Origin of the sequence: Streptomyces sp. NPDC058239 (assembly GCF_042882185.1) — a bacterium.
In the GTDB taxonomy this organism is placed as follows: Bacteria; Actinomycetota; Actinomycetes; order Streptomycetales; family Streptomycetaceae; genus Streptomyces.
The window spans coordinates 80,027-98,054 of the sequence record NZ_JBHVWS010000005.1 but is presented as its reverse complement, the minus strand read 5'-3'; the positions used below and the strand labels follow the sequence as shown (position 1 = coordinate 98,054).

The following is an 18,028-nucleotide window of genomic DNA, read 5'->3' as shown; positions in this document are numbered from 1 at the left end:
CTTTGCCGACCGTTCGTATGCGTACACAGCTACTGGCCCCTTCCACCGCGACCGGGGGCGACGACGGCGGATCGGACGCCGCTCACCCTGTGGGCTCGCCCGTACGATCCTGTCGACGCACTCCGCGGGAAGAAGAGCCTTGCAGGGCAGGGGCCTTGTCCCGGAGGGCAGCGTCTCCCGGCCTCCGGGACGCAGCCCCTCACCCCCGGCTCACACCGCCGGCCGGGAGAGGTACGGCCGGGATTTTCCGGAGGCGCTAACCTCCGTCACGTCCCCGCGCACGGTCCAGCCAGGGGCCGAACTCGCTTTCCCGGACCAGTCGGCCGAGTTTGCGGTACTCCTGGAACACGGCCGAGACGAGCTGCTCCATCCCGAGCGGTCTCCCGGATTCCGCCGCCAGATAGGCAGCGGTCACCGCACACGCCCGGATCGACCCTCCCGCCAGCTCGAAGCGTCCCGCGCAGAATTCCAGGTCGAGTTCCGCGTCGCGTGGGATCGCCGTGCCGAGGCAGCGGTCCCACAGGGCCAGTCGCTGCTGGGCGTCCGGCATGGGGAACTCCGCGATCACGTCGAGGCGGCGGGTGAAAGCCTCGTCGAGATTGGCCCGCAGATTGGTGGTGAGCACCGCGATCCCGTCGAAGGACTCCATCCGCTGCAGCAGATAGGCCGACTCCACGTTGGCGTGGCGGTCGTGCGCGTCCTTGACCTGTGAGCGCTTCCCGAAGATGGCGTCCGCCTCGTCGAACAGCAGGATGCCGTTGACGTCGGACGCCTCGACGAAGATCCTTTCGAGATTCTTCTCGGTCTCACCGATGTACTTGTCCACCACGGTGGACAGATCGACGACGTAGAGCTCCATGCCCAGCTCCGACGCCACCACCTCGGCGGACATGGTCTTTCCGGTGCCGGACTCACCGGCGAACAACGCGATGACCCCCCGCCCCCGGCCGCCACCCGGCCGCATCCGCCACTGCCCGAGCACCTGCTCGCGGTGACGTGCGCGCAGGGCGAGTTCGGACAGCTGGCGGCGGGTCGCAGGAGGCAGCACGAGGTCGTCCCAGCCGACCGCGGGCTCGATGCGGCGGGCGAGCCGTTCGAGCCCCGCGCCGTTCTGTGCCCGGACCGCCGTGCGCAGGTCCTGTGCGTCCACCGGACGCTCCTCCAGGACAGCCAGCCGGGAGGCGACGGCGGCGGCCTTGCGCACCTGCTCGGAGTCGAGCCGGTAGGAGGCGGTGGCCTCGATGAGGCCATCGTCGGCCGACGCGTTCTCGGCGGGCAGCCCGACGGACGTGCCGGCCTCGGCGAGCGCCCGACGCCACTGCCGCGCCACGCCCCCGGGGCCGGGGTGCAGGACGTGGACCGGAACCGGGCTCTCCCTGGTCCACAGGGGGTCCCAGTTCTTCTTGCCGTACGCGATCAGGGGAGCACCGCTGACCGCCGCGCAGAGGCCGCCGAGCAGCCGGGCTCCCTCGGGCCGCTCGGGGGCGAGAGCTTCGAGCGGCCCGAGGACGACCCCGCCGCCGCTCAGCCGGGCCTCGGCCGCCAGGGTCTGTACGAGCTCTGCCGGTTCGGGAGCCGCGGCGAGTGCCGCGACGTCTACCACCAGCGGACGACGCCCCGCGGCGAGAAGCGCCTCGACCGCCAGTCTGCCGGGGTCGCCTCCCCGGTCGAGCAGATGCACCAGGCCGCTGCCCGTGCCCAGCGCCGCCGCGACCCGCAGGGTCTCCGGTCCGGTGTCCGGCTCCTCCTCGGGCCCGACCGACCGGACGAGGCCGCGCAGCCTCCCATCGGTCTCGTCGTCACCGAGCAGGTACGCGCTGATCCGGTCCGGCACTCGCAGCACCCGCGAGAGCAGCGGGCGGTCGGCTTCCAGGACCTGCAGCAGCGCGCCCGCGACCAGCGGGGCGGACGGCGAGAACCGGAAGCGGCCGGAGCTCGCGGCAGGCAGCCCGCAGAGTTCAAGTGCCAGGCCGATGGTCGGCCTTCGCTGGGTGAGGTCGTCGTTGAGGTAGCCGTAGAGCCGCTCGAACCGGCGGTCGATGTCCGGGGCCATCGCGACCAGCAGGAGGTCGACGTCCAGCGGTACCAGGCCGAAGTTCTCGGCGAGCTGCCGGATCCGGCTCCCGGGCGGGGAGTGCGGCGAAGGCTCGGAGCCGTACGCCGGAACGGGCGCGAACGCGTCGCGGGACTCCGTGATCCGCTCGGCCGCCTCGGGGGTGAGGTACTGCCCCCGGTACGGATCGTCCGGTTCCGGGTCGGCGGCCCGCCGGACCGCCACAGCGTGTCTCACCCGCTGCTCGACGTGGACCAACCGCTCCCAGAGGTCCTCGATGCCCGCCGTCGGGGTGCCGGACAGCTCGCGGACGGCATGGGTGCCCTGTGTCATGGTCATCGAGCCGCGCCCCCGCGCCTGCGCCGACCGGGCGGCAACTGCCGTTCACGTTCCGCGGCGAAGCCCTGCCCGCCGGGGTCGGACGCCCCGTCGTAGCGCAGCCGACGCCCCGCTCCCGCCCCGTCGCCGTCCCGTGCGGGCGCGGCCTTCACCACCAGCCCTTCGGTGACCGGCGGACCTGCGGAAGTCCGTTCACCGGCCAGCGGTGCCCACACACGCAGGTCGATCGCGGCCTTGAGCTCACCGCCGAGCGCGGACCACACGTCCGAGGCGGACGGCCCGTCGGTGCCCGGACCCGCCGCCTCGATCTCCACGGTCAGCCCGAGCTCCGCGAGGCTGCCTGTGTGCATACGGGCGGGCAGGACGTCCGACCGTACGAGGCAGCGCAACACCTCGGAGAGCAGGCGGTGTTCGTCCTGCGGGCGGTTGGTCCAGGCGGTCACCAGATAGGTCAGCTCGAACCAGCGCGGCGGGGTCCGCCAGCCGATGACCACTCCTTGGTCGTCGTGCTCCTCGGCCGTGCCGGTACGGCGGCGGGCCGCGTCCTCACGGATGCCGTGGAGGAAGACACTGATCGTGGGGGCGTTGCGCCGGGCGGACCAGTCCTTCGTCGGTGCGTCGAAGACCAGGTCGACACCGCTCTCCTCAAGGCCGGCGTCGACCAGCAACAGCCGCAGCCCCTCGTCCACTTCGTGGATCATCGACGCCCCACCTCGTCCGGCGGGACGATGGTGCCGCTGACCACCAGGAAGGGTGTGGTGACCGGGCTGAACCCCGGCCCGCTGGCGGTGATCGTGCGCGGCCCCGTCTGGTCCTTCGCCAGGATCAGCAGCTGCGCGATGAACGTACGGTCCCGGCGCGGGACGGTGCGTGGTGCGGCTGCTGTGATCCCGGGCTTCCAGCTGAGCTTCACCGGTGCTCCGGGCGGGAAGTCCTTGCCCCGTACGGAGGTGACGAACCCCGGTTTGCCGACGGCGGGCACCGCGATGATCCGGGGCTGGAGGATGCGCAGCGATTTCCTGGAGACGTTGTCACCCTTGTCGGCGTCGGTACCGGTGGTGGTCAGCGTTCCGGTGATGCTCGTCCTCAGTGCCCGGTCCGGCTTGAGCACGACACGGACGACCGTGGAGGCGCCCGGTGCCAGGTCGGGCAGCGTGCACACCCCGGCGGCACACCCCGCAGGAAGTGGACCCGCCGGGATCCGCGCGGGCAGTCCGAGCTTCAGCCGCAGACCGGTGGCGAGCGCGTTGCGGCCGTTGCGCACGGTGTACGTCACCACCACCCGGCCGCCGACGAAGCCGGGGCTGGGCTGTGCCCGCACCGTGACGCCTGGCCCCGCCTTCGGCTCGGGCTCGGGCGCCGGAGGCCGGGGCGGCGAGGTCGAAGGAGACGGGGTGGGCGTCGGCGTCGGGGGTGCGTCCTGGACCGGGACGATCGTCCCGGAGGCGTTGTCCGTGGGGTTCGGGTCGAGTACGGCTCCGGTGACCGACCAGCCGATCTGCTGGTCCCCCGTCGTCACGCCGGTCAGCCGAGCGGTGACCTCCACACTGGTCCCGGGCCGGAGCACGCCCAGGTCGCACTGCGGCGACCCGGTGGCGCAGGGCCCGTCCGGGGTGGTGAGCTCCTCCAGACGCACGCCGGGAGGGGCGTCGACGGTGAGCACGGTGCCGGGCGAGGGCGCCGGACCCTTGTTGGTGACGGTGACCGTCACAGACACGGAGGAACCGACCTCCACCGCGGGTCCGGTGGGCGGTGCGGTCAGCGACAGGTCGACCGACTGCTGGAAGGCGGGCTCCTTCTGCCGCCCGGTGAGGCTGTCGCCGAACGGTGTCAGCGTGCCGGAGGAGAGGTCGAGCATGGACAGCTGTTCCGGGGAGTTCGGCGCGAGCGCCCTGCGTGAACTCAGTACCAGCCGTCCCGCGTCCGGGGACCAGGCCACGTCGCGGGGCTGGAAGGGCCCGGTCCGCGAGGTGTCGGGGATGTCCTGGTGGCATGCGTCGGGGTTGTTCCGCTGGACGGACGGAAGCACGACCCGGCACTCGCCGCCGGTCAGCGAGGTCACGATGATTCCGGCGCGCTCGTTGACCTGGCCGCCGCCGTCCTTCCGGTTGAAGGCGATCGAGCTGCCGTCGGGGGAGAAGGCGGGGCTGTCGTCGATCTTCTTGCATTCACCGGGGCAGATGGTGACGCTGAGGTCCCGCTGCTGGTCGAGCGCCGCCACCGGGACGGTCCAGATGTGCTTGATGCCACCCAGGCCCCGGATCACGTGGTTGCGGGTGAACGCGAGGGTGGTTCCGTCCGACGACCAGGTCGGCTGTGCGTCACCTCCTGCCAACTGCCCTTCCGGCGGAACTACTTTGCCCACGATCGCTCCCGTGGCGACGTCCGCGATGAGAATGCTGCTCGGCCCCGGCTGCCCGTCGACCCTGCCGGGAGAGCTCCTGGTGAACGCCAGCTTGGTACCGTCGGGCGAGAACGTGGGGTCGGTGTCCCAGTCACGGGGACCGCGCCCGTCGAGCGGCATCGCTGCCTCGTGGGTCCCGTCGGCGTCGGCCAGCCAGATCTGCTCGACGCGCTCCTTCTCCGGACCCGCGAAGCGGGTCAGGACGATGCGCCTGCCGTCCGGTGTGTAGTTCTGCCGCTCGGTCCAAGGGTCGTAGGCGGCCGCCGGATTGAACAGCGGGTCCTTGGCGGGGTCGGTGTTCGTATTGGCCTCCGGGTCCTCCTTCAGGATGGGGAGCCCGAGATCCCGCGGGTCCGAACCGTCCTGCCTGACGTCCTGGAGCGTCACGTCGTTCGCCTCGCGAGGGGTCCGCCGTGCCACGACGGTGGTCCCGGAGTCCGCGGGCCCCATCCAGGTGGGCGATTCGACCGCACGGTCCTCGCCGAGCGTCAGGCCCGGCTCGTTCCCGTCGAAGGCGGTCGTCCGGTAGACGTGGTCGTAGTCCTTGCACCCGCAGGTCGTGTCGGGGCTGAGGAAGAGCAGGCCGTTCCCGTCCGGCAGCCAGGCGGCCGAGCGGGTGCGCCAGTTCGCCTGGACACCGGCCAGCAGGGGACGGTCGGTCCCGATTCCCTCGGTCACCCGGAGCCGGGGTCCCGTCTCCTCGTCCGTGGTGAGGGTGTACGCCACAAGAGCGCGGTGGGAGTCGTCGTCCACCGGGTTCCACTCCGGCTCGGTCGCGTCGCCGGGCGGGCCGTCACTGATCACCCGCGCCGCGCCGCCGGCCACGGCCAGTTCGTAGATCAGGCCGGTCCGCCCGGGACCGGAGTCGCAGGAGTACGCGATCCGCGAGCCGTCCGGGGAGAAGGTCGGGGAGGTCTCGTTGTTGGGGGTGTCCGTCAGCCGCCGCAGGCCGGAGCCGTCGATCCCGACGGTCCACAGTTCACGCTGGACCACACCGTCCGGCCCCCGCTCCGCGGAGTCGAACACCACGGTCCGCCCGTCCGGGGAGAGTTCGGGGTGTGCGGCGTCCCGGCCGGTGGTGAGCTTGCGTACCGCTCCGCCCGCGTCGCGCACGTACACCTGCGGGCGCACGCTGTCGCGCAGGCTGGTGAAGACCAGCAACTCGCCGCGGGCGGAGGGGTCCTGGTCGTAGTGGACCGGTCCGGAGCCGAACAGCGGGGCGCTGGTGGCCGGGTCGGAGACCCGGCCGAGGCTGCGGTGTTCGGTCCCGGCGTAGGCGATGCGCCCGGCATCCACCGGCGCTTCGTCCGCTGCCGCGGCGAGCCGCGGCGCACCCTGAGGAGCGGACGCGGAACCCGCCACCAGCAGCGGCGCCAACAGCACCACAGCGCCCGTCAGTCGGCCCAGCCGGGTATGCCTCGCAGGGCCAGCAGTGCCGGTCACGGCCCACCTCACAGTCCTGTTGATGACTCTCCAAGACAAGCATCGTTCCTGCGCGGGGCCAAGGACAGGTCCGGAGTACCCGGAGCGGGGGAAGGGGGTGTTGCCCTTTGCGGCGCCTTCCGGGCCCCTTGCCCGGCCGCTGGGGCCAGGAACACCGGCGAGCCCCCGCGCGGCGACGTCCGCATGCCGTCCGCACGGGAGCCCGCGGCAGTACTCAGATGAGTCCGTGTCGCATGGTGTAGCCGACGGCGTGGGCCCGGTTGCGCAGTTCGAGCCGTGTCACCACCTCATGCAGCACGTTCTTGACGGTGCGTTCGGAGTACGAGGTCTTCTGTGCGATCTCCGCGGTGCCGTAGCCCTCCGACACCAGCCTGATCATCTCCGCCTCCCGCGTCGTGAGGGTGGAGAGCGAGAGCCCCCGGGGGTCGAGGACCGTGCGCTGGAGGCTGCTGACATGGTCGAGGAGCCTTCCGAGCAGGTCGCCCGGCAGCACTCCTTCGCCCTTCGCCATCGCCGTCACCAGGTGGACAAGGCTGTCCTGGTCCGCCTCCCCGCGCCTCAGTACGGCGGCGACGCCGCACTCGATCATGGTCTGGAGCGCGCCCGATTCGAAGAACCCGACGACGAGTCCGGTGCGGGTCGCGGTGTTGCGCTGGAGACGCTGCAGGAGCTGGACGGTGCGCTCGTCCACCATGTCCACTACTACTAAGGAGACTTGGGCCCGGTCTGCCTCGGAATCCGCTATCAGCTCTATCTCCGGCCGTGGGCGCATTTGGTGAACCACACCGGTGCGCAGGATCAGGTCCTCCGCGTACACGGCTACGGAGACCCTGCCCCCGGGAGCCTCCTCGGCGCTGCCCTCGGCGGAGCGCTCCGATGCAGAGGGCCTGCGGTACTGGCCGCGCTCCACTGCTCTGGTCTTCGTGTCTGCTGTCGTCGTCATTCGATTGCGTGCCTGTCTTCCTCAGATGCTTCCGTCCGATACGCCCGTTGCCGCACTCGACCGCGGCGGCCTCCGGCACGGTGAACGGGCCCGGGGAAGGGACGCTTGGACATCGCGCTGTTGTGCCGTCAGGGCACCACCCCTGCCCGATCGTTGCCCTCGCGTCTCTGCTGCGCAGCCGCAGGGGCGGCCTAACGTCGCATCGTGACCACATCTGCCGAACTCGAAACGCATACGCTGACGGTGTCGCCCGGCGCCGAAGCGACGACGACACTGACCGTGCGCAACGACGGCGACATCGTCGAGGCGTACACGCTCGAAGTGGTCGGCGACTGCGCCGCTTGGAGCACCGTCGAGCCGGCGCGCGTGTCCCTCTACCCGGGTACCTCCGAGGTGGTGACCGTACGGCTCGCGCCGCCCAGGTCCCACGAGGTCCGGGCCGGTGAGATACCCCTGGGTGTCCGCGTTCTGCCCACGGAGCACCCCGAGTCGGTGGCGGTCCCCGAGGCCACGGTCGTCGTCGGGCCCTTTCACGAGCTCCGGGCGGAGCTCGACCCGCGCCGACGCTCCGGCTGGCGGGGCGCCCGGTTCCGGACCTCGGTGCAGAACAAGGGGAACACCGCGGTCGACGTCGCTCTCACCGGCAAACAGGCCGGGGAGGAACTCCGCCTGGCCTTCACCCCGGCCCAACGGCGCCTGGAACCGGGCGAGTCCACCGAGGTGGCCCTGCGGGTACGGGCCCGGAAACTGATCTGGTTCGGCCAGCCGGTCGCCTGGCCGTTCGAGGTCGAGGCCGCCGAGAGCGCCGAACGGGACACCGACAGCGAGCAGTCCGGCCGGTCCGAGGCGTTGCCCGGCGAGTTCGCGCAACTGCCGATACTGCCCAGGTGGCTGCTGATCGTCCTGGCCGCGCTGCTCGCGCTGCTGCTCGCGTGGTTCGCGCTGGTCCGGCCCGCGGTGCGGAGCACCGCGAAGCAGGCGGCGAACGAGGCCGCGCAGGAGAAGACACCCCGCAATGAGCAACAGGGTGCGACGACGGGCGGCGCGGGCGATCCGTCCGGTGGTCAGGGGGAGAACCAGGGGCAGGGGGACGGTACGGGCAAGCCGAACACGTCCGGAGGCTCCGGTTCGGGCGGTTCCGGCTCGGGAACGGGCGGAGGATCGGGGGGCACCCAGCAGAGCTCGGCGACGATCGATGTGCAGACCGGTTCCGGGGCCGCGAAGAAGGGGACGTACCGGGTCCCGAAGGGGAAGGTATTCGGAATCACGGACATCGTGGTGGCGAACTTCCAGGGCGACGAAGGAGTACTGACCATCTCCTTCGGCGAGCGGAAGATCACCACCATCGCTCTGGAGACCTTCCGCAACCAGGACTATCACTGGGTCACCCCCATCGAGATTCAGGAGAACGACACGGTCACCGCGTCCGTGACCTGCGCCAAACCTGGCACACCAGCGACCGGAACTCAGGCTTCCGGTTGTCATCAGGTACTCAACGTCAGCGGTGTACTGAGCGATCTCGCACCGTAGAAACAAAGCGTCCGTCCTCCTGCTTCCCCCACAGGGAAGACAACAGCAGGAATCCCCGATCGAGGGAACCCGGCCCGCCGGTCTTTGGCAGTTTCTCTTTCCTGTGCACACAAGAGGTGGACCAGGCCGCCCGGGTTCCCGTGACACCGGCAGCGGATGAGGAGTTTCCGGTCACAGGCCCCTCGGAGAACGCCGGAAGAGCACGGTGGGGCGGTCAAGGGCCGGATTCGGTCACCGGATCCCGATCGGATAGGCGGTGCCTGCGAATTCTGGCTGTTTTCCGTCGAGCCCCCGGCCGGCGGACGTCTTTTGAGAATCCGGAGTCCACCTTGCCGTCACGCGACCGGACCGGGAAATGCGGCAACCGCCGCGACCGGTCCGCAGGGGGAAGCATTTCCTGTCGCACGGGTGCCTGGGAAGGCAGCACCCTTGCCCCGTGTCCAGGACCTTGAGACCTACTGTCCGCCACAGCCGCCGAGGAAGACTCGGCGGCGAACGAACGACCACGCGAAGGAGCGAGCATGCCGTCGTACCTCACCCCCGGTGTATACGTGGAGGAGGTGCAGTCCGGAGCGAGGCCCATCGAGGGAGTCGGCACCGCGGTCGCAGCCTTCGTAGGTTTCGCGGAGACCGGCCCCTTCCACCAGCCGACGCTGGTGACGAACTGGGACCAGTACGTCCAGACCTTCGGTACCTTCACCGCCGACACGTACCTGACGCCCGCGGTCTACGGATACTTCGCCAACGGCGGCGGCGCGGCCTACATCGTGCGCATCGGTGGCCCCGCGCAGGACTCGGGACAGGGATCCGCCGCCGAAGTGGCCCCGCCCGCCGCCATCGGAGGGTTCCTGGTCTCCGCACGGCCCGGTACTAGCGGAGACCTCTCCGTCGAGGTCGCCGATGCCGAGGGCGAGAACCCTCCGGAGGACCGGTTCCGGCTGCTGGTACGGCAGGCCGGCAAGGTGGTGGAGACCTACGACGTCTCCACCCGCAAGAACGTCAAGGGCTATCTGGTCGCCCAGACCCGCCAGTCCAAGCTCATCCAGGTCACCGAGCAGCCTGGCGCCACCCCGACCCGCCCCGAGAACCAGACCCTCTCCCTCGCGCCCACCGCTGCCGCCCCCGGAGCCGGTGTCGCACGGCTCGACCCGGCCGAGTACGTCGGCGACGCCGCCGCCCGCACGGGGTTCGCGGGTCTCGAAGCGATCGACGAGATCACCATGGTCGCCGTTCCGGACCTGATGAGCGCCTACCAGCGCGGGGACATCGACGCCGAGGGCGTCAAGGCCGTCCAGCTGGCGGTGATTTCGCACTGTGAGCAGATGGGCGACCGGGTCGCCGTCCTGGACACCCCGCCGGGCATGAACGCCCAGCGCGTCCGTGCCTGGCGCAACGACGACGCCGGATACGACTCGCGCTACGCAACCGTGTACTACCCGTGGCTCAAGGTCTTCGACCCGGCGACCGGCCAGAACTCCCTGGTGCCACCGAGCGGCCACGTCGCCGGCGTCTGGGCGCGCAGCGACGGCGAGCGTGGTGTGCACAAGGCCCCCGCCAACGAGGTCATCCGCGGTGCGCTGGACCTGGAGATCCGCCTCAGCAAGGGTGAGCAGGACCTGCTGAACCCGATCGGTGTCAACTGCGTGCGCGCCTTCCCCGGGCGCGGCATCCGGATCTGGGGCGCACGCACCCTCTCGTCCGACCCGGCCTGGCGCTATCTCAACGTACGCCGCCTCTTCAACTACCTGGAGGAGTCGATCCTCCTGGGCACCCAGTGGGTGGTGTTCGAGCCGAACGACGACCGCCTGTGGTCGAGCATCCGACGCAACGTCACCGCCTTCCTCACCGAGGAGTGGCGCCGGGGCGCGCTCTTCGGCCGCACGGCCGAGGAAGCGTTCTACGTCAAGTGCGACCGCGACAACAATCCGCAGGAGTCGATCGACCTGGGCCAGGTCGTGTGCGAGATCGGCGTGGCTCCGGTGAAGCCCGCGGAGTTCGTGATCTTCCGTCTCGCGCAGTTCTCCGACAGCACCAGCCTCGTCAACGAGTGACCCAGCAGGGTCCGCAAACGGAACAGGTGACACAGAGTCATGGCAGAGGGCGACGCTCTTTCCACCCACGTCTTCGGCGTGCAGCTCGGCGGCTATCTCGTCGAGTCGATCCAAGAGATCAGCGGCATGACCGTCGAGGAAGAAGTCGTCGAGGTCCGTCAAGTGACCGCCGAGGGCAAGCAGATCATCCGCAAGCAGCCCGGCGCACGTCAGGCGGGCGAGGTGACGATCACCCGCGGACTCGACAAGAGCAGTGAGTTCACCAACTGGATCAAGGAGACGCTCAACAACGGGGCCGTCGACACCGCGCGCCAGAACCTGACCATCGAGATCAAGGACTCGAAGGGTGAGACGGTCCGGCGCATCCAGTTGATGCAGGGCTGGGCCAGTAAGTGGGAGGGTCCCTCGCTGAAGGCCGGCGAGTCCAGTGCCGCCACCGAGACGGTGACCATCACCTTCGAGGAGATCGTGGTCGAATGAGGCGCAGGACCGTTACGTCGGGCGGGCTCGACGAAGTCCTCGACAGCCTCGCGTCCGCCCCGCCCGCCGCACGCGAGGAGGCGGCTCCAGCGCCGCTTCCGGCCCGGGACCGGGACCGTGACCAGCTGGACCTGCGTACGGAGTTCGAGTTCGAGCTCCCGCGCGGTTACGTCGACGACGAGGGTCAGGTCCATCGGCGCGGCTCGATGCGGCTCGCGACGGCACGTGACGAGCTGCGACCGCAGATCGACCTGCGGGTGAAGGAGAACCCGGCGTACCTGAGTGTGGTGCTGCTGAGCCAGGTGATCACCCAGCTCGGCACCATCACCGATGTGCACGCCGGGGTCGTCGAGCGGATGTACGCCACGGATGTGGCGTTCCTCCAGGACTTCTACCGCCGGATCAACAGCGAGGGCCACACGCACGCGGCAGTGACCTGCCCGCTGTGCCACGGGGCGTTCGAGGTGGACCTCTCGGGTGGGCGCCTGGGGGAATCGTGACGTACGCGCTTCCCCGATTGCGGGAGGAGATCGCGTACGTCGCCTACCACTTCCATTGGCAGCGAGAGGACATTCTCGACCTCACCCACGGCGAGCGTCAGGAGTGGGTGCGGGAGATAGCGCGGATCAACACCCGCGTCAACGAAGGCGGGTGATCGTGTGGGGTTCGGAGACTGGTTCCGCCGAGGGGATCGGCAGCAGCCCGGTACGCCGCCCCGGGGCGGGGTCGGAGCCGACGCCGGGCACAGTCCGGAACCGGAGGCCGATCGGAGCGACAGCGGGGCCGATCAGCAGGACGGCGACCGGGGCAGTGGCTGGGACGGCGGCTGGCGGCAGGTCGCGCCCCCGGCGGTGACGGTTGCCCGGTCCTCGATCGGGGTGAGTGACGGACTGCGGTTCAGAGCCGGCCTCGCCTCGTGGCAGAGCCTCACGTTCGGGAGCGAACTCGGCCATGCCGTACTGCCGTCCGCGCCGGTGGGCCTCATTCATGGCGTCGCCCGTCCGGGCCGCGCGCGTTCCGAGTCTCCCGGTGGACCGCTGCTGCTGCGTGCCGCCCGGACCGGAACGGACGGGGAAGCGGAACCTGCGGCGGGCCTGCCGCCTGCCACGGCGGGCAACGCGAGGGGCAGGGGCGGGGCCGGCGGGAAGCCGGTCCCTGCAACCGTCCAGCGGTCGAGCGGTACGTCGTCCTCCCGCTCCTCGTCCTCCCACTCCTCGTCCCCCCGTTCCTCCGGGAGCGGGGCACCGGGGCGGCAGACCGGCGGTGGCGGCGCAACTGCTCCGGAAGCCTCGGCAGCGGCGGCCCCTGCGAGGAGCACGGCGCGGGGCACAGCTCCGGGACCGGTTTCAAGCCCGGCCGCCGCGTCGGTGTCGCAGCATCCGGCGGACACCGCACCGGCACCGGTCTCGCTCCAGCGCGCCCGGCCCGCCGCCGTACGTCCGCGGCGCACTGCCCCGCCCCTGATCGTTGCCCGGCGTCCGGCGATGGCACTGCGGCACATCGAGGGGATCCTGCCGGCCACGGCCTCCGCACCGGCCACTCCCGCCATCACCACCACCGCAGTACAACGGGGCGCGTCGGAGCAGACCGCGCCCGCCCGGCCGGACCGCTCCGGCGGTGCGGCTCCTGCTGCCGCGCCGGGCCCCGCACCATCACCGGACCGCACCACCGACCGTCCCACCACCGCAGCGGTGCGGCCCGCCCTGGGCCGGCCCCTGCGAGAACTGCCCACCGGGGCCGTACCCTCCGGCCCGGCAGCGCGGGGCGAGGCCGTCCCGTCCGCCCCGGAAGGGCAACAGGCAGCGGATATGCCTGTGCTTCAACGCCAGGCATCGGACACGGCAACCCCTGCGGTGACGACCACGCCCTCGTCGGAGGCGACGAAGCCGTCGGTGCGTCAGCCGTCGGTGCGTCAGCCGTCGGCCCCGCAGGTTCGTCCCCCGGAAGCCCGGTCCCCGCAGCCGCCACAGCCCGACAGGTCCGGCTCACAGGCTCGTGCCCGCGGCGGGATCGGTACGCCCCTTCCTTCGCTTCCGTCGACAGCCAGGCTTCAGAACGACGCTCCGCTGCTCGGTGACCGCCGTCGGACACATCCGGGAACCACGGGCCCGCGACAGGGCACGACATCGGCGGGAGAGTCCGGGGCGCCCCATCCGCCCTCCGCACCGGCCGAGCCGATGTCGAAGCCCCTGAACGCGCCCGCCGAGATGCCGGTGCGCTCATCCCCCGTGCCTGCTCGGCCAGGTGCGTCCGCACAGGAGCCTGCGGCTGTCCAGCGTGCGGCGGTGGACACCACGCGTACGAGCACGCCCACCACCACCCCTTCCCCTTCCGCTCCCGCTCCCGCTGGGCCGGTTCGTGTCCGGAGGATCACCCCGGAGCGGGAGAAGGGGCGGACATCCGGGCCTGCTGCCCGCGCAGCGGAGCCGACGCCCGCCGTCCAGCGGTCGAGGGCCCTGCTCGCGAGCAGGGCCCTGAAGGTGAGCACCGGCTCCAGCGAGGGCTTTTCGGCGCCGACGACAAGCAGCACAGCCCGGCCGGTCGTGGCGGCCACCTGGCGTCGTGATGTCCAGCAGCCGGGGTCCGGCACGCTGTCCCGTGCTCCCGGGAGCACGGGGCCCGGGGAGCCCCGGACCCCGTCGGGTGCCGCATCCGGGCCGGCACTTCCTCACCCGCGCACCCGTCCCGCCGAAGCTGCTTCGCCGCACCGGCCCCATGAGACCGGCGTCGGGACGGTGCCCGGCGGGCTGACGCCCAAGAGGTCGGCGCCCGAGGGGCCGACGCCCAGTGGCAGCACCATTCAACGCCTCGTGCCCGGGAACCCGTCGTCCGCCACCTTCCGGAGCGGGACGCCCTCGGGCCGGACGCCCGCAGGTGCCCCCGGTCGCGCTCCGGGGGCCGGAGCCGGAGCCGGAGCCGGAGTCGGAACCGGAGCCGGAACCGGAGCCGGAGCAAGCGCGGACCGGACGGGTCGCGGACCGGGGGTCGGCGGCTCCCTGATACGGCTCGTGCAGCGTTCGGTGCGCGGCGGCGCGACAACGCCCCCGTCCCGCCCCGAGGCCCGCCCGCCGGAGCAGCAGCCCATGCAGTCACACTCCGCCCGCCGTCCCGGACCGCCGTCCCCGGCACCACGAACCGCACCTTCAACCCCGTTCGTGGCCCCCTCCGCAGCCTCCTCCTTGCCGTACGCCGCTCAGCCGGTTCCCGTCGTGCGCCCGCATCCGCCCGCACCGGACCGGCAGGGATCTGCCGTCGTGCCCGTACAGCGGATGGCGCTGCCGCCAGTGCCCGAATCCGGCGCTCCCATGACCACCGGACCGGCGACCGGAGCCGACTCTCCCCTCCCCGGACCACCGAGGCTTTCAGTACGGGTCCCGCAACGCGCACCCGCTCCGGCGACCGGAGCCGGCGTCTCGGGGTCCACGGCCGAGGTGCTTCAGCGCGCGGCGGCCGACGCCGGAATCACCGGTGTTCCGGTGAGGGCGGCCCCGGTGAAGCCCGCCGCGCCGACGGGAAGGACCGGGCCGGCCGGATCGGCCACCGCGGACCCACCGGCCGCGAACCGCGTCACCGGGGCGGACATCGAGGAACTGGCCCGTCGACTGCTCGATCCGGTGAGCCGGCTGATCCGCGCGGACATGCGCAGAGGGCGGGAGCGTACCGGACGGCTGTACGACGGACGCCGCTGACAGCGGTCCGAACGACTGGACACGGCACGGCACTTGGAAACAGCGGAGAAGAAGAGAAGCACATGACGGACAACATCTTCGCGACGAGCGTGTTCTTCAAGCTCGTCATCGGAGGCAGTGACCTGGGGGCCTTCCACACCTGCTCGGGTCTGGGCGCCGAGGTGGAGATGGAACAGTACGCCGAGGGCGGCAACAACGGTTTCACCTGGCAGCTGCCGGGGCGGATCACCTGGACCAACATCACGTTGACCCGCCCCGTCACCGCCGACACGCTCAAGATCGCACGGTGGCTGAACGAGACGATCCAGCGGGTCGAGCCCAAGGACGGCGAGATTGTCGCGCTCCGTCCGGACCTCAGCCGCATCATCAGTTGGCAGGTGCAGGGCATCGTGCCGGTCCGCTGGCAGGGACCGTCCTTCGACCCCGCCAGCTCCCAGGCGGCGATCGAGACGCTGGAGATCGCACACGAGGGCCTGGAGCCTTCCTGATGAACCATCACATCTCTTAACAGGTACAGGCATTCAGAGAAGATCGGGAAGGAGGAGCGCAATGTCACCCGCTGTCCGTACGAGCCGTGCTCGCGCCCAGCTGACCATCATGGAACCGCCGGCGACCGTCGGCGCCAAACCGGGCGGGAGCCTCGCCCGGCTCACGTTGCAGTTCAACCCCGCGAAGCTGTCGCTGAGCAAGAGCACCGAGTGGCGGCGTACACCGTCCAGGATGGCCGGGCAGTCCGCACTGCCCGAATTCGTGGGCAGCGGGCCCCGGTCGTTGTCCCTGGAGGTCTTCCTGGACGCCACCGCCACCCATGACAACTCGGTGGAGAAGGCGGTGGAGCAGCTGATGACGGCGTGTGTGCCCACCCCGAGCAGCCTGGCCCGCAAGACGCCCGCCAGCCCCTGGGTCCGCTTCGACTGGGGCACGTCGAAGACGACCTCGTTCGACGGCGTGCTGTCCAACCTCTCCGTCTCGTACACGCTGTTCGACGTCGACGGGAAGCCGTTGCGCGCCACCTGCTCCCTGTCGATCGAGGAGGCGAGCGTCGATCCGGCCGGCCAGAACCCCACGTCCGGCTCGCGGGAGGCACGTCGTACCCACCGGGTCGTCGCCGGTGACAGCCTGCCGCTGCTGGCCTGGCGGGAGTACGGCGACGCCACCGCGTGGCGCACGATCGCGGAAGCCAACGACGTGGACGACCCGATGCAGTTGATCCCCGGCAGGGAGCTGGTCGTGCCCGGACTGGAAGATCACGCCCCGGAGGGCAGCCGATGACCGCCCCCGGCCGCTCCTTCGCCGCGGATCCGATCGTCGAGGCCCCTGGTGAGCTGCCACCGGCCTGGGCGGCCCAGCTGGTGAGCTGCGTGGTGGACGAGAACGTCGGCCTGCCGGACACCGCCGTGCTGACATACCGGGATCCCGATCACAAGCTGCTCACCGCCACCGGTCTCACCATCGGCACCCCGCTGAAGATATCCGTGGTCACCGTGCAGGAGCGGGTGCGCGAGCGGCTGTTCACCGGTGAGGTCACGGCGGTGGAACTGGACAGCGACACCACCGGTTCGTTCACGGTCGTGCGGGCCTTCTCCAAGGCTCACCGGCTCCAGCGCGGACGGAAGGTGGTGGCCTACCGCAACATGAAGACCGCGGACATCGTCCGCAAGGTCGCCGCGGGCGCCGGGCTGGCCTGCGGAAGGATCGAGGCCGCCCCCATCACGTACAAACAGCTGACCCAGCCCAATGTCTCGGACTGGGAGTTCCTCCAGTACCTCGCGGGCGAGAGCGGCGCGCACGTGCGGGTGGACGACAAGGGCCTGTTGCAGTTCGTGAAGCCGAAGCCCGCCGCGTCGGCACCCTCCCCCGCCACCTCCGCCACCCGGCACCCGATGGTCCTGGAGTACGGGCGCAACCTGCTGGCCCTGCGGGCCGTACTGACTGCTGCCGACGGGGCGAACAGCGTGGAGGTGCGCGGCTGGAACGTCGACACCAAGACACGGCTGGTGGCCCGCGAGCAGTCCATCCGCAGCAACACGGTGTCCCCCGGGATGAGCCCGTCGCTGGCGGCCGGGGCGTTCGGCGCGAACGCCCGGATGACGGTCACCGACACCCCGTACCGGACCCAGGCCGAGACCAGGGCCGTGGCAGGTTCGGTGGCCGCTTCGGTGAGCTCCGGGTTCGGCGAGATCGAGGCGGTCGCCGAGGGCAATCCCCGGCTGCGGGCGGGCGAGCCGGTGACCCTCGGCAACGTCGGGCCCGCGTTCGCCGGGCGCTACACGGCGACCGCCGCGCACCACGTACTGGAACCGAACGGCGGCTACCGCACGACCGTGCTGGTGAGCGCGGCGCCCGACCGCTCGCTGGCGGGACTGACCAGCGGCTCGAACGCGCCCTCGCGCGGCCCGCGCATGCCGGGTCTCGCGATCGGCGTGGTCACCGACATCCGAGAGGGCAAGGCCCAACGGGGCTGGGTCCGGCTGAAGTTCCCCTGGCTCGACGACACCTATGTGACCGACTGGGTCCGTACGGTGCAGTGGGGCGGCCAGGGCGGCGGCGGGGTGTTCAGTCCCGAGGTCAACGACGAGGTGCTGGTCGGGTTCGAGCAGGGGCTGCTGGACAGCCCCTATGTGCTGGGCGGCCTCTACAACGGGGTCGACAAGCCCTCGCCCCACGACGTTCCGCTGGTCGACCCGACCAGCGGCAAGGTCAACCGCCGCTCACTGGTCTCCCGTTCCGGAAACCGGCTCGAACTGCTGGACGCCCCGCGCGGACCGTCCGGTGTCCGGCTGGCCACCGGCGACAAGCGGCTCGAAGTCACGCTGGACGAGCGGCGGGGCGAGATCGCGCTGACGGTGTACGCCCGCGGCGGCACCCGGGCGCTGAGCTCCGTGACGCTCTCCGCGTCGGGCATCACCCTCGACGCGGGTGTGGGCGACGTGAACATCAAGGGCAGCTCGGTGACCGTCAACGGCAAGACGGGGGTCACGATCGACGGCGGGCTGCTCGCCGTACTCAAGGCCAAGCTCATCAGGATCAACTGACGACCCTTCCATCCATCCGATGTCCCCAGAAGTCCCTTTCCCAGCAAGGAGAACCCCGGCC

General features: G+C 71.0%; 15 protein-coding genes. 9 read left to right on the top strand and 6 right to left on the bottom strand.

From position 1 onward, the window contains the following. Window positions 1-256: 256 nt before the first annotated feature. The 4 genes from ACFVYE_RS09135 to ACFVYE_RS09120 all read right to left on the bottom strand — a co-directional run bounded on the left by ACFVYE_RS09135 (window position 257) and on the right by ACFVYE_RS09120 (window position 7,182). On the bottom strand, window positions 257-2,386 hold the full coding sequence (locus ACFVYE_RS09135; RefSeq protein ID WP_383960130.1) for an ATP-binding protein: 2,130 nt from the start codon (window positions 2,384-2,386) through the stop codon (window positions 257-259). A gap of 2 nt (window positions 2,387-2,388) precedes the next feature. Next, window positions 2,389-3,093, bottom strand: coding sequence for a DUF4255 domain-containing protein (locus tag ACFVYE_RS09130; protein ID WP_383960097.1), 705 nt, complete (start codon window positions 3,091-3,093; stop codon window positions 2,389-2,391). Next, complete coding sequence (locus tag ACFVYE_RS09125) at window positions 3,090-6,239, bottom strand: hypothetical protein (RefSeq protein WP_389604814.1); 3,150 nt, start codon at window positions 6,237-6,239, stop codon at window positions 3,090-3,092. The genes ACFVYE_RS09130 and ACFVYE_RS09125 overlap by 4 nt, the downstream gene beginning before the upstream one ends. Window positions 6,240-6,453: 214 nt before the next feature. Beyond that, window positions 6,454-7,182 (bottom strand): LuxR C-terminal-related transcriptional regulator, encoded by a 729-nt coding sequence (locus ACFVYE_RS09120; RefSeq protein ID WP_383960091.1) that lies wholly within the window; start codon window positions 7,180-7,182, stop codon window positions 6,454-6,456. A 204-nt stretch (window positions 7,183-7,386) separates the two neighbouring features. On the opposite strand from ACFVYE_RS09120, the gene ACFVYE_RS09115 reads away from it, so the two are divergent. From ACFVYE_RS09115 to ACFVYE_RS09095, 5 genes are all read left to right on the top strand, one after another. After that, window positions 7,387-8,712 (top strand): hydrolytic protein, encoded by a 1,326-nt coding sequence (locus ACFVYE_RS09115; protein WP_389604812.1) that lies wholly within the window; start codon window positions 7,387-7,389, stop codon window positions 8,710-8,712. A 521-nt stretch (window positions 8,713-9,233) separates the two neighbouring features. After that, the gene (locus ACFVYE_RS09110; RefSeq protein ID WP_383960085.1) at window positions 9,234-10,763 is read left to right on the top strand and encodes a phage tail sheath family protein; all 1,530 of its coding nucleotides are present in this window, start codon (window positions 9,234-9,236) and stop codon (window positions 10,761-10,763) included. Between the two features lie 39 nt (window positions 10,764-10,802). Then, complete coding sequence (locus tag ACFVYE_RS09105) at window positions 10,803-11,243, top strand: phage tail protein (protein ID WP_114242518.1); 441 nt, start codon at window positions 10,803-10,805, stop codon at window positions 11,241-11,243. Continuing rightward, window positions 11,240-11,743: a hypothetical protein gene (locus ACFVYE_RS09100; protein ID WP_383960082.1), complete on the top strand. Its 504-nt coding sequence runs from the start codon at window positions 11,240-11,242 to the stop codon at window positions 11,741-11,743. The genes ACFVYE_RS09105 and ACFVYE_RS09100 overlap by 4 nt, the downstream gene beginning before the upstream one ends. Then, complete coding sequence (locus tag ACFVYE_RS09095) at window positions 11,740-11,898, top strand: DUF6760 family protein (RefSeq protein WP_266430796.1); 159 nt, start codon at window positions 11,740-11,742, stop codon at window positions 11,896-11,898. The genes ACFVYE_RS09100 and ACFVYE_RS09095 overlap by 4 nt, the downstream gene beginning before the upstream one ends. A 330-nt stretch (window positions 11,899-12,228) precedes the next feature. Here the strand turns inward: ACFVYE_RS09095 and ACFVYE_RS09090 are convergent, their stop codons facing one another. Continuing rightward, the gene (locus tag ACFVYE_RS09090) at window positions 12,229-12,975 is read right to left on the bottom strand and encodes a hypothetical protein (protein ID WP_389604809.1); all 747 of its coding nucleotides are present in this window, start codon (window positions 12,973-12,975) and stop codon (window positions 12,229-12,231) included. Between the two features lie 318 nt (window positions 12,976-13,293). Next, window positions 13,294-13,797, bottom strand: coding sequence for a hypothetical protein (locus ACFVYE_RS09085; protein WP_389604807.1), 504 nt, complete (start codon window positions 13,795-13,797; stop codon window positions 13,294-13,296). A 751-nt stretch (window positions 13,798-14,548) separates the two neighbouring features. On the opposite strand from ACFVYE_RS09085, the gene ACFVYE_RS09080 reads away from it, so the two are divergent. The 4 genes from ACFVYE_RS09080 to ACFVYE_RS09065 all read left to right on the top strand — a co-directional run bounded on the left by ACFVYE_RS09080 (window position 14,549) and on the right by ACFVYE_RS09065 (window position 17,967). Continuing rightward, the gene (locus tag ACFVYE_RS09080) at window positions 14,549-14,932 is read left to right on the top strand and encodes a hypothetical protein (protein WP_383960072.1); all 384 of its coding nucleotides are present in this window, start codon (window positions 14,549-14,551) and stop codon (window positions 14,930-14,932) included. A gap of 62 nt (window positions 14,933-14,994) precedes the next feature. Further along, window positions 14,995-15,420: a phage tail protein gene (locus ACFVYE_RS09075; protein WP_383960069.1), complete on the top strand. Its 426-nt coding sequence runs from the start codon at window positions 14,995-14,997 to the stop codon at window positions 15,418-15,420. A 61-nt stretch (window positions 15,421-15,481) separates the two neighbouring features. After that, the gene (locus ACFVYE_RS09070; RefSeq protein ID WP_383960067.1) at window positions 15,482-16,204 is read left to right on the top strand and encodes a LysM peptidoglycan-binding domain-containing protein; all 723 of its coding nucleotides are present in this window, start codon (window positions 15,482-15,484) and stop codon (window positions 16,202-16,204) included. Continuing rightward, on the top strand, window positions 16,201-17,967 hold the full coding sequence (locus ACFVYE_RS09065) for a VgrG-related protein (protein ID WP_383960064.1): 1,767 nt from the start codon (window positions 16,201-16,203) through the stop codon (window positions 17,965-17,967). Before ACFVYE_RS09070 ends, ACFVYE_RS09065 begins: the two co-directional genes overlap by 4 nt. Window positions 17,968-18,028 lie beyond the last annotated feature (61 nt).